Source organism: Klebsiella sp. X13, assembly GCF_003323835.1.
Classification (GTDB): Bacteria; Pseudomonadota; Gammaproteobacteria; order Enterobacterales; family Enterobacteriaceae; genus Klebsiella; species Klebsiella ornithinolytica.
The window spans coordinates 3,093,572-3,104,993 of sequence record NZ_CP030874.1 but is presented as its reverse complement, the minus strand read 5'-3'; the positions used below and the strand labels follow the sequence as shown (position 1 = coordinate 3,104,993).

The 11,422-nt window shown below is 57.5% G+C and carries 9 protein-coding genes and 1 pseudogene; 4 read left to right on the top strand and 6 right to left on the bottom strand.

What is annotated here, in order from left to right; genetic code table 11:
- Positions 1–323: 323 nt before the first annotated feature.
- From DSD31_RS14730 to DSD31_RS14720, 3 genes are all read right to left on the bottom strand, one after another.
- Positions 324–608: a hypothetical protein gene (locus tag DSD31_RS14730; protein WP_004861126.1), complete on the bottom strand. Its 285-nt coding sequence runs from the start codon at positions 606–608 to the stop codon at positions 324–326.
- Positions 609–782: 174 nt separating this feature from the next.
- Positions 783–1,097, bottom strand: coding sequence for a PTS sugar transporter subunit IIB (locus DSD31_RS14725; protein ID WP_004861127.1), 315 nt, complete (start codon positions 1,095–1,097; stop codon positions 783–785).
- A 161-nt stretch (positions 1,098–1,258) separates the two neighbouring features.
- Entirely contained in the window at positions 1,259–2,149 is an 891-nt protein-coding gene (locus DSD31_RS14720) for an SDR family oxidoreductase (protein ID WP_113991139.1), read from the bottom strand.
- A 97-nt stretch (positions 2,150–2,246) separates the two neighbouring features.
- Here DSD31_RS14720 and DSD31_RS14715 point away from each other — a divergent pair, with 97 nt between their 5' ends.
- Positions 2,247–3,110: a helix-turn-helix transcriptional regulator gene (locus DSD31_RS14715; protein ID WP_004861134.1), complete on the top strand. Its 864-nt coding sequence runs from the start codon at positions 2,247–2,249 to the stop codon at positions 3,108–3,110.
- On the opposite strand, the gene DSD31_RS14710 is transcribed toward DSD31_RS14715, so the two are convergent.
- Positions 3,091–5,397 carry a helix-turn-helix domain-containing protein gene (locus DSD31_RS14710; protein WP_004861138.1) on the bottom strand — a complete coding sequence of 769 codons (2,307 nt, stop codon included), beginning with the start codon at positions 5,395–5,397 and terminating at the stop codon, positions 3,091–3,093. The two genes, DSD31_RS14715 and DSD31_RS14710, sit on opposite strands and share 20 nt — an antisense overlap.
- Before the next feature lie 172 nt (positions 5,398–5,569).
- Between DSD31_RS14710 and DSD31_RS14705 the strand changes: the two genes are divergently transcribed.
- Positions 5,570–6,739 (top strand): M20 aminoacylase family protein, encoded by a 1,170-nt coding sequence (locus tag DSD31_RS14705; RefSeq protein ID WP_004861141.1) that lies wholly within the window; start codon positions 5,570–5,572, stop codon positions 6,737–6,739.
- Here DSD31_RS14705 and DSD31_RS14700 read toward each other — a convergent pair.
- A pseudogene (locus DSD31_RS14700) lies at positions 6,736–7,946 on the bottom strand (RNA-guided endonuclease InsQ/TnpB family protein). The gene DSD31_RS14705 and the pseudogene DSD31_RS14700 sit on opposite strands and share 4 nt — an antisense overlap.
- A gap of 124 nt (positions 7,947–8,070) precedes the next feature.
- On the opposite strand from DSD31_RS14700, the gene DSD31_RS14695 reads away from it, so the two are divergent.
- Positions 8,071–9,462: an MFS transporter gene (locus DSD31_RS14695; RefSeq protein ID WP_004861147.1), complete on the top strand. Its 1,392-nt coding sequence runs from the start codon at positions 8,071–8,073 to the stop codon at positions 9,460–9,462.
- Here DSD31_RS14695 and pspF read toward each other — a convergent pair.
- Entirely contained in the window at positions 9,453–10,451 is a 999-nt protein-coding gene (gene pspF, locus DSD31_RS14690; protein WP_162098163.1) for a phage shock protein operon transcriptional activator, read from the bottom strand. The genes DSD31_RS14695 and pspF overlap by 10 nt on opposite strands.
- A 162-nt stretch (positions 10,452–10,613) precedes the next feature.
- Here pspF and pspA point away from each other — a divergent pair, with 162 nt between their 5' ends.
- Positions 10,614–11,279, top strand: coding sequence for a phage shock protein PspA (gene pspA, locus DSD31_RS14685; protein WP_004861156.1), 666 nt, complete (start codon positions 10,614–10,616; stop codon positions 11,277–11,279).
- Positions 11,280–11,422: the final 143 nt, after the last annotated feature.

The window sequence follows — 11,422 nt, the reverse complement described above, 5'->3', positions numbered from 1 at the left end:
AGGGACAATATCACGACGGCTGCGCCGCCGTGCTGTTCCGCAGGTTCGAATGCATACCACACCGCTACTTCGAGTATACCTCGTAAAACCACCAGGCGTTTTTATCCTCCATCTCCCTGAATAAACGGACAAAGCGTACGAGAGCACGGGTTGCGCCGATCGTGATGCTGTAAAGGGAGCTGTGGATTGATATTCATCAAAAACCTGAGGGTATGGTGCTCTTTTAGGCGCTTCTCAGCATATTCATGCGGTGTATGGCGGATAATGAAACATGGTATCTTTTTATTGCCACTTTCTCCAGTTAGCTGTTAATTCACCGACGCTTACAGCGGAAGTAAGCGGTTATATCGACCGATATAATCCTTTGGCGTGATTTCGATCGCCATCCCACCCCGATGGGTGGCAACAAAGCTGCGCAGAACCAGTCCGCTGCACTTCTCGCTAATTTCCCAGCCCTGTTCGCTGTAGGAATCCAGGGTTGAACGGATACATAAATCGGAGAAGATCATCATTACGGAGAGGGCGGGCGAACGATGGTTTTTCATCGTGTGGGTCAGGCTGACATGGGCCGCATAGCGACTAAGAGTATGAATATTAACCGGAATCATGTGCGTTTTCAGTCCATTGAACGATGATGCGCAGACTATAATTCACATTGGCACATCTTACCAGTTACAAATAATTAACTCGGAGGGCGGGAGCACCGGGGGTCATTCAATACCGACGATGCAGGATAATGCGGGCCGGCCGTCTGCGACTTACCCGCATTGCTTCATACTCTGTCAAGTGAGCGATTGCGACAGATTGGCCAGCGCAAATTTAAGCACGCTGTCGCCGTTGAATGCGGCGTAGGGCAGGCTCTCAATAACCGCAATCTCCTGTTGGTCTTGCAGCACATTAGCGATCTCATCCCTTTTATATTGAATATGCGGCGCCACTAATACAGCGTTGTAGGCCGGGGCAACGCTAAACACATTCTCCAGGCCTACGGCGCTAATTAACAGATTCAGACCCTGCGCATCCGCTATTTTTTGCATTTTCTTCGCTAAGATGTTCGCTGTCTCGCCGGACAGGCAACATATCAGTAATTTTTTCACGGTTTTATCCTCGATGGAGTACCGCAACTACCTTATTCCGCTCCCGGCGGAGAAAATGCGTGGCCCATCAATTTTGTCTGACAAATTTATTCGGGCGGCGAGATAAAAGGGCCGCCGGCTCAGCGCGCGCTAAGCATACGGCCGCCGTTTTAGTGACATTGTCACTTATCGTGATTCAGGCGACGCAGATCGTCCAGCAGGCCCGGGCCGGTGGGCCGCCAGTTCAGCTGCTGACGGGTCCAGACCGAGGTTGCGCGTAAATCCATGCCGGCGAAGGCGGCAAACCAGCCAAAGTGGGCTGCCGCGCGATCGGCGCTCAGGGACTGCAGCGGCAGGTGCAGTTTCTCCGCCACCGCCTCGGCGATGCGCAGAGAGGGGATCGCCTCTTCATCAACGGCATGATAGCGCCTGCCGGCCAGACCTTGTTCCAGTACCCGCAGATACAGCGCGGCAACATCGCTGATGTGGGCGGCCGACCAGCAGTTATTCCCCTCGCCGACCACGGCCACGACCCCTTTTTCTGCCGCCTGCGCGATGTAATAGGTCAATAAGCCCTGGCGGGTGGTGTCATGCACCTGAGGCAGTCGCACCACCCGGACATCAACCCCGGCATCCAGCAGCCGGTTTCCCGCACGCTCTGAGGCGACGCGCGGGTTCGGGTGCCCGGGGTTGAAGTGCATTTCACTGGCGGGTAGTCCGTTACCGATGTCACCCATGGCGGTACCGGAGGTGATGATGAGCGGCCGCCGGCTGCCTTTCAACGCCGCGCCGATGGCGAGAATAACGCGGTGGTCTTTTTCGCAGTTTTCCACAAAGCGGCTGAAATCATGATCGAAAGCGGTGTGGATCACCGCATCGCAGCGGGCGACCGCCGCCAGCAGCGAGTCCGGATCTTCCAGGGTTCCGTACTGCACTTCTGCGCCTGCCGTCTGCAGCGCGAGGGCGCTGGCCTCTGAACGCGCCAGGCCGGTGACCTGGTGCCCGGCGGCCAGCAGTTCGCTGAGAATACATGAGCCGATAAATCCGCTCGCGCCGGTGAGAAAAATTCGCATAACCTGCCTCCAGAATGAGTATCCAGGCTATGGTAGTCTTAACGCGATACGATAAAAGTAGAGACATTATCAGGGTATAAAGACTAACAGGCTGAGTATGAGCGACTCTTCAACGTATGCATTGGGTGAATTTCTGCGGGCGCGGCGTTTACGGCTCGATCCGGCAACATTTGGCTTCACGCCAGGCCGTCGGCGCACGCCCGGGCTCCGGCGCGAAGAGGTTGCTCAGCTGGCAAATATCAGCCCCACCTGGTACACCTGGCTGGAACAGGGGCGCGGCGGAGCGCCATCCCGGGAAGTGCTGGGCCGTATTGCCGGTGGATTAAGGCTGACAACGCCGGAGCGTGAACACCTGTTTATTCTGGCATTTGGCCATCCGCCGGAAACCCGGCTGATTGTCTCCGACGACATTACCCCGCGTTTACAGCGGGTGCTGGATGCCTTCCCCGTTCCGGCGATCGTCAAAACCGTCGCCTGGGACGTGATTGCGTGGAATGATGCCGCCGCCCGTGTCCTGACCGACTACGGCCGGCTGGCGCCCGCCGAACGTAATATTCTCCGTCGCCTGTTTACCCACCGCTCTGCGCGCAGCGCGCTGGAAGACTGGTCGTCCGTTGCCCGCCTTATCGTCAGCGCCTTTCGTGCCGATGTTGCCCGGGTAGGCGCATCGCCGGAAAACGAACGGCTCATCGCCGAACTCTGCCGTCAGAGCCCGGAATTTGACACCTTCTGGCGCAGCAATGATGTGGCCGGGCAGGGCGAAGGCTTTAAGCGCATGCATCATCCGCAGCTTGGTATGATTGAGCTGGAGTTTTCCACCTTTACCGTTGATGGCCGCCCGGACCTCACCATGATGGTATTTAACCCGGCAACCGAGGAGAGCCGGGTGAAAATCCATGATTGGGTAAAACAGGGAACGCCGTTATCTGATGGTGGAGAGGTTAGTCACTTACCGGGGTAAATTCGTAGAGAACCAGGGCGTTGCTTTCCAGCGAGTCGACGACATGCCAGCCGTTTTCCTGCCGCTCTTCTGAGACGCTCAGCGCCGGGCGGGCTTTGTGCATTATCCAGTGATAATCCTCTTCGTCCGGCCCGCTCTGGCTGCGGAAGGCGTCAAAAAGCGGGAATAACGCCCCGTGATGGCGATCGAAGAGATGCTGTTTAACCCGCCAGCGGCCCTCCAGCCCCAATAGCTGTACGCTATAGGGCTGGCTGAAGCGTTGGATAAAAGCCTCTTCGCTGGAGAGCCAGGGATTGAACACCACCGTATTACGTAACAGCAGCTGGTAATGTTCCCCGTGGCGTAACAGCAGCAGATTTTTGTCATTCACCAGCACCTCCCCACGCAGGCGGCGCCACAGCCACAGCACCCAGTAAACCGGACGCGGGAGGCCGTGCAGATAGTGCAGCGCCAGGCTCGAGGTATCCAGCTTGCCGTTCGCCCGCGCTTCGCCCTGCAGGCCTGAGTTGAGCCAGAACCCGGCCAGCCACACCTGATCCGCCAGCCCCAGCAGGTTATCCATCAACAGCGCGCCGCGAAAGAAACGGCCGTTGGTGTCGCGGGTGTTGCCGGTCAACGTATTCCAGGAGAGCAGCCAGACGGGAAGCGACAGCTGGCGCTGGCGCAGGGCGCTATGGATCTGGCGCAGTTTATGTACCGGATAGTTTTCGCTGGCGGCCAGCCTGCTGCTATCGAGCTGGGCCAGATCCAGCAGTTCGTTCGCATCGGCCTGACAGGCGAGAAAACTGGCTTCGGTCAACAGCGGCGAACGGAGCAGAGTGTCTTCAGCAATGGCGCTCTCCGGGAAGCGATGCCAGATCCCCAGCTGCGACTGCGGCACTATCGCCCGCAGCGTGTCGCGCTGCTGTTGCCAGGCGTGCTGGCGCGCCTCTTCGCTGGCCTGCGGTGACCAGTGCCAGACAAATCGCCAGCTGGCAAGCGTCGCCGGAGGGAAGTGATTCGCGGCGAGGCGTAAAAAACGCTGTAGCAGATCGCAGCGGGTGGTCAGCCCGGTATGCAAAATCAGCCCCCAGCCCATGTTGGCCAGCCAGCTGAAAATTTGCTGCAGCTGGTACCAGCAGGCATAGCCTGCCATCTGCGGGTCATCCCAGCCGGTGGCGAACAGTCTGCTGCTGAGAAACGGGTCGTGAATATCAATCGCATAGACCGGCAGGGTATCGTGCAGCCGCTCCAGCTCGCGGCGGACATCTTCGCGTAATAAATCGTCCAGTTCGCGCACGGTGACCACGATTCGGGTATGGCGTAATGGCGTGGCCCGGCCCGGTAGCTGACGCAGATCAATCTGGCGGGTCTGCTGCGGATTCAGCCGCGGCGGAGGATTATCCCAGCCGTTTTTCTCCGGCTCATTCAGCCGGGCATAGAGGCGCTCCACGGCTACCGGCTGCCAGATATCGGCCTGGCCTATCCGTGAACGGACGGATTCCTGGTGGCTCTGCGGATGCTGCTGGCGAAACTGACGCGGCGTCAGTTCATGCAGCCGTTTAAACAGGTCGCTCATGATGCGGGTGCTGGCGAACCCCTGCTCCTGGGCAATCTGCTGCACCGACTTGCGGGTGGTGAGGAGCTGTTCCGCCGCCTTGTTGAGACGCAGAGCGGTAATGTACTGCACAAAGCTTACGCCGACCTCCTTGCGAAACAGCCTGGATAGCCAGGCTTCGGAGACAAATTCGGCCGCGGCGACATCGTGTAGCGAAAGCCGCTGCTGATAGTTAGCCTCGATCCGCGCCACCACCCGGGCAATGCGGCGGCTCCACTTCTCCGCCCCGCGCTGTGTCCTGGCGATGACGGGCCGGGTGTAGCGAGTAGCCAGCAGCAGGGCAATTTCACTGAGCCAGCGATTGGCTTCCAGGCGGTAGCGGGACTGGTGATTCACCAGTTCAATGACCAACAGCTGGCGCATCAGATGGCGCAGGTTATCATCGGCATCGCGGGTGGCGTCGGTGACCTGGTAGTCAACGGCGAAAAAATCACCGTCAAGACGCGTCAGCCAGCCATAAGGCAGGGTCAACAGCATCACCGCATTGGCGGCGGCGGCGGTCAGGCTCCAGCGCTGATGACGGTTCACTATCGCCAGGTCGTCAGTATCCAGCTGCTGACGGAGATCGCCGTCATGCAGCCCGACGCGGCCTTCCAGCACCCACAGCAACGTTAAGGCATCGCTATCCTGTTGACTGTACTGACGAACATCGCGAACCACGACGCTAAAATCGCCTGAATGGTGTTCCACCGTAACGTCCCCTCAAAGACAAAAAATAACAGGTTATTTTTTGTCATAACCGATTTGTATGAAAAGCACTCATGAATAATCCGTCAATATAAAACAAAAAACAGCGCATCGTAGACTTTTTAACCGCATAAACTCGGAAGTGTCGCGCAAACCCAATGAAGGAATAACAAAAATGACACATCCACTTATTGAGGCCTTACAGGTTAATGAAGCGCAGTTTATCGCCCTGCGTCGCCGTTTTCATCAGCAGCCGGAGATCGGCTTCGAAGAACATCAAACCAGCGATGAAGTGGCACGCCTGCTGACCGAGTGGGGCTATGAGGTGCATCGTGGTCTGGCGGGAACCGGCGTGGTCGGGAGCCTGACCGTCGGCAGCGGTCAGCGTCGCCTCGGCCTGCGCGCCGACATGGACGCGCTGCCGATGCAGGAGGCGAGCGGTAAAGCCTGGGCCAGTCAGGTCGATGGCCGTTTTCACGGCTGCGGTCATGACGGACACACCACCACGCTCCTGTACGCCGCCGAGTATCTGGCGCGTACCCGGCAGTTTAATGGCACGCTACAGCTGATTTTTCAGCCCGCTGAAGAGCTGCTGTACGGCGGGCGGGTTATGGTGGAAGACGGCCTGTTCGATAAATTCCCCTGCGACCTGATCTTTGGTCTGCACAATATGCCGGGGCAGGCGGTGGGTAACATTGGCCTGCGCGACGGCGCCATGATGGCCTCCTCCGATACCCTGCATATTGAGGTCAAGGGAGTGGGCGGGCACGGGGCGGTACCGGAGCATACCGTTGACGCCACGCTGGTTGCCTGTCACATCACGCTGGCGCTGCAATCCATCGTGTCGCGCAATATCACGCCATTTGAACCGGCGGTAGTGACCGTCGGCAGTATTCAGGCGGGACATGCGCCAAACATTATCAACGATAAGGTGCTGATGAAGCTGACGGTCCGCACGCTGAATGAGCAGGTGCGGGAAACGGTCCTGCAGCGCATTCACGATATTGCCGTTGCCCAGGCGGAAAGCTTTAACGCCACGGCCACCTTAACCCACGTCAACGGCAGTCCGGTGCTGAAAAACGATCCCGCCGCGAATCAGATGGTGCGCGAGGTGGCGACGTCGCTGTTTGGCGAAGCGCAGGTCGGGGAGGTGAAACCGTTTATGGGCAGCGAAGATTTTGCCTTTATGCTCGAACATAATCCGAACGGGTGTTATTTCACTATCGGCGCCGGAGATGAAGCCGATCGCTGTATGGTGCATAACCCCGGCTATGATTTTAACGACGAGATCCTGCTCAAGGGCGCGGCGCTGTGGTGCGGCCTGACGGAACATTATCTGCGCTAACGACCCGCGACCGGGAGGACCCTATTTTGACACTCCCCACCCTGAAGGAAGGGGATTCTTGTTTCGCGGAGTCGAACCTGAGCCGCACTAAGCGTTTTAGGATTTACAGACTCTCCACAAGCTAACACTGCCAGTCCGGCAGCTTTTATATTCCGGGCCGCGTTAATGTCACGGTCATGGTCTGCGCCGCATTCAGGGCAGTGCCATTTACGAACATCAAGAGGCATTTTTTGCATGGTGAAACCGCAACAGCTACAGCGTTTTGAGGACGGAAAATACGGGTCAATTGCGACCACGCTACGCCCTGCCCATTCGCCTTTATACCGGAGCTGGCGCACGAATTCGCTCCAGCTCGCGTCTGCTATCGCTTTGGATAGTGACGGGTTGCGGAGCATGTTGTTCACCTTAAGGGATTCGACGCAAACAACCTGGTTATCGTTAATCAGTTTGCGGGTTGCCTTGTGCAAGGCATCCAGTTGGCAATCGGCAATTTTTGCGTAAAGTCGGGCAACTTTTAAGCGAGCCCTGGCGCGGTTTTTCGACCCTCTGGCCTTTTTGCTTAACCGGCGCTGGAGTAGAGCCAGGCGTGCTGCGTATTTAGCAGTATGGCGGGGATTGCTTTGTTTAAATCCGGTATCGGTGACGAACAAATCTTTTAAACCGACATCAATGCCGACGGTGGAAGCGGCGATCGGCAGTGATACAGGTTCAGACTCGCAAAGGCAGGAGACGAAATATCGTCCGGCGGCATCTTTTGAAATAGTGACGGTAGAGGGTGCAGACGGTAATTCACGGCTCCAGCGCACGTCTAAAGGCGCTTTGCATTTTGCCAGTACAACCTGCCGTCACGGTATTTAAACGCGCTGGCGGTCAGCTCTGCCGTCTGTTTATGGCGTTTGCTCTTAAAGGCAGGATATGCGGTGCGTCCGGCGAAGAAGTTCGAAAACGCCGTTTGTTGGTGGCGCAAGGCTTGCTGTAGTGGCACGCAGGAAACGTCATTCAGCCAGACAAATTCTGGCTCTTTTTTCAGTGCTGTCAGACGGGCACTGGCTCGTGTATAGCCGATTTTCTCCTGGCGTTCGTAGTAGGCATCGGTACGCCAGCGCAGGATCGAGTTATAGACAAAACGCACGCATCCGAACGTTTGAGTCAGAAGCTCAGCTTGCCCGGGTGTTGGATAAAACCTGTATTTATAGGCGCGTCTCATAGCCTCAGAAAATACGCATAAAAATGTGAAGGATATTGACGATGGTCAAATCAAAAGCAGTCAGGGGGAAACCCAGCTCCTTTCCTCGCCGTCCTAAAAGGACGAAGTATCCCGGAGGCACTCGATGAGCTCCGTATCTCTGACCGACACACCGTTTGTCGGCACCGATCGTCTGCTGGCGGGCATCGTGCTGAGCGTGCTGACCTTCTGGCTGTTTGCCCAGTCGGTTATCAACGTCGTGCCGGCAATGAAAAACAGTCTGGATATTTCCCTTGAGACGCTGACGCTTGCCGTCAGCCTCAGCGCACTTTTCAGCGGCTGCTTTGTTGTCGCCAGCGGCGGGCTGGCGGATAAATTTGGCCGGATGCGCATGACCCATATCGGCTTAGGATTGAGTATTGCCGGTAGTGCGCTGCTGATCCTGGCCCAGGGACCCTGGCTGTTTCTCGCCGGGCGCGTTTTACAGGGGCTGTCGGCGGCCTGCATCATGCCCGCGACCCTGGCATTGATCAAAACCTGGTATGAAGGCAAGGCCCGCCAGCGCGCAGTGAGCTTCTGGGTTATCGGTTCGTGGGGCGGTAGCGGGCTGTGTTCATTCGTCGGCGGCGCCATCGCGACCGGTCTCGGCTGGCGCTGGATCTTCGTCTTTTCCATTGCCGTTGCGCTGGTGGCGCTGCTGCTGCTTCGCGGCACGCCGGAAAGCCGTAGCGCCGGCGCGCAGCAGCAAAAGCTGGATATCAGCGGCCTGTTGAGCCTGATCGCGTCGCTGGTGCTGTTGAATCTGTTTATCAGTAAGGGGCACGGGTGGGGCTGGAGCAGCGGCCTGTCGCTGACGATGTTTGCCGGCTCGCTGCTGGCGGCAGGGTTTTTCATCCGCAGCGGCCTGCGCAAAGGGGACGCCGCGCTGATTGATTTTGCGCTGTTTCGCAACCGGGCCTACAGCGCCGCCGTGCTGTCAAACTTTCTGCTTAACGGCGCGATTGGCACGATGATGATCACCAGTATCTGGCTGCAAAAAGGGCACAATATGAGCCCGCTGGAGACCGGCGGCATGACGCTGGGCTATCTGGTGACCGTTCTGGCGATGATCCGCGTGGGGGAAAAGCTGCTGCAGCGCTACGGGGCCAGGCTGCCGATGATGACCGGGCCGCTCCTGACCGCCGTGGCGATTGTGCTTATCTCCTGCACCTTTCTCGATAAGTCGCTCTATATCGTCACCGTTTTTCTCAGCAACGTGCTGTTTGGCCTCGGGCTGGGGTGCTATGCGACACCCTCTACCGACACGGCGGTAGTCAACGCGCCGGAAAACAAAGTGGGCGTCGCCTCGGGGATTTACAAAATGGGCAGCTCGTTGGGTGGGGCGATGGGAATTGCGGTGACAGCGTCACTTTTTGCGCTGTTTTTACCGCTCGGTATGGCCAGCGCCGCCCAGTATGCGCTGTGGTTTAACGCGGCGATGTGCCTGGGGGCAACGGTGGTCAGCGCCCTGATGCTGCCGCGTCGGTCTCACAGCTGATGTTTTTTGAGCAGCGCTCGCAGCTGGTGGTAGGTTAACCCAAGCAGCGCCGCCGCCTGTTTCTGATTGTACTTCGCCTGCTGCAGACTCGTCTGCAGCAGGTTTTTTTCTTGTTCCTGCTGGAAGGCCCGCAGATCCAGAGGTAGCGTTGGCCCGGCGGGATTCGCGGCAACGTCTGCGGGGGGCGACTGAAGCGGCAGAGGTTGATGGAACGGATTAATGATGATGTTATCCAGTTCGCTGTCGCTGGTGCCGTGGCGATAGACCGAGCGCTCCACCACGTTTTTCAGCTCACGAATATTCCCCGGCCAGCGGTAGCCGAGCAGCGTTTCGCGGGCGCGATCGCTGAAGCCGGGAAACAGCGGCAGACCCAGTTCACGACACATCTGGATAGCGAACTGGTTTGCCAGCAGCATAATGTCGCTCTGTCTGTCGCGTAGCGGCGGCAGCTGCACCACATCGAAGGCGAGGCGGTCGAGGAGGTCGGCGCGGAAATGGCCGGCCTCAACCATCTGCGGCAGATCGGCATTGGTCGCACACACCAGACGCACGTTGACCTGCAGCGGCTGACTGCCGCCCACGCGCTCCAGTTCGCCATATTCAATTACCCGCAGCAGCTTTTCCTGTACCAGCATCGGCGCTGTCGCCAGCTCATCCAGGAACAGGGTTCCACCGTCGGCGCGCTCAAAGCGTCCCGGATGACGCTTGCTGGCTCCGGTAAAGGCGCCGGCTTCATGGCCAAACAGTTCGCTATCCAGCAGATTTTCATTCAGCGCCGCGCAGTTGAGGGAGATGAACGGTCCCTGCCAGCGCGAAGAGAGAAAGTGCAGGCGGTTGGCGATAAGCTCTTTACCGGTGCCGCGTTCACCAATGACCAGCACCGGTTTGTCCAGCGGCGCCAGCCGCGACACTTGTTCCAGCACCTCGAGAAAGCTGTTCGCTTCTCCGAGCAGGTTATCCTTGTATTCCGCCATGATGAAATTCGCCATTTAATCGTGTGATTCACCAGGTTACTGTAGCAACCTGCTGTGCAGATAACAACCACTCCTTTTAAAATCAACAAGATAAAAAGTTGGCACAGGATTTGTATTAATCAGCGTAAGTATCATCACAGGCCCCGGCCTGAAATCAGAACTATGAGGATCAACGTTATGGGTATTTTTTCTCGTTTTGCCGACATCGTGAACGCCAACATCAACTCCCTGCTGGAGAAAGCGGAAGATCCGCAGAAGCTGGTTCGTCTGATGATCCAGGAGATGGAGGATACGCTGGTCGAAGTGCGTTCGACTTCGGCACGCGCGCTGGCGGAAAAGAAACAGCTGAGCCGCCGAATTGAACAAGCGCTTGCCCAGCAGGCCGAGTGGCAGGAAAAAGCGGAACTGGCGCTGCGTAAAGACAAAGAAGATTTGGCGCGTGCCGCGCTTATCGAAAAGCAAAAGCTGACCGACCTTATCGGCAGTCTGGAAAATGAAGCGCAGATGGTTGATGAAACGCTGACGCGCATGAAAAAAGAGATTGGTGAGCTGGAGAATAAACTGAGCGAAACCCGCGCTCGCCAGCAGGCGCTGACTCTGCGTCATCAGGCGGCCAGCTCTTCCCGCGATGTGCGTCGTCAGCTGGATAGCGGTAAAATTGATGAAGCTATGGCGCGTTTTGAATCCTTTGAACGCCGCATCGATCATATGGAAGCCGAAGCGGAAAGCCACGGTTTTGGTAAACAGAAAACGCTGGATCAGCAGTTTGCCGACCTGAAAGCGGATGATGAAATCAGCGCACAGCTGGCGGCGTTGAAAAGCAAAATGAATCAAAACAACTAATGGCATAGGCCAGCGCCTTCGGGACAGGCAGGCCAGGTCTGGCGGCCTCAGCTAAAGCTGGTCGTGGGTCGATGCCCCGACGTTCTGAAGGATAACGCGTTGCGGCGCTGCTATGCGCCGCCGTTCACTCACTGTAAGGAGTA

What these genes read in the sequence shown, in the direction of transcription:
- pspF (WP_162098163.1), bottom strand. Translation starts at nt 10,451, where the DNA reads ATGGCGAATTTCATCATGGCGGAATACAAGGATAACCTGCTCGGAGAA.
- DSD31_RS14695 (WP_004861147.1), top strand. Translation starts at nt 8,071, where the DNA reads ATGAGCTCCGTATCTCTGACCGACACACCGTTTGTCGGCACCGATCGT.
- pspA (WP_004861156.1), top strand. Translation starts at nt 10,614, where the DNA reads ATGGGTATTTTTTCTCGTTTTGCCGACATCGTGAACGCCAACATCAAC.
- DSD31_RS14705 (WP_004861141.1), top strand. Translation starts at nt 5,570, where the DNA reads ATGACACATCCACTTATTGAGGCCTTACAGGTTAATGAAGCGCAGTTT.
- DSD31_RS14715 (WP_004861134.1), top strand. Translation starts at nt 2,247, where the DNA reads ATGAGCGACTCTTCAACGTATGCATTGGGTGAATTTCTGCGGGCGCGG.
- DSD31_RS14720 (WP_113991139.1), bottom strand. Translation starts at nt 2,149, where the DNA reads ATGCGAATTTTTCTCACCGGCGCGAGCGGATTTATCGGCTCATGTATT.
- DSD31_RS14730 (WP_004861126.1), bottom strand. Translation starts at nt 608, where the DNA reads ATGATTCCGGTTAATATTCATACTCTTAGTCGCTATGCGGCCCATGTC.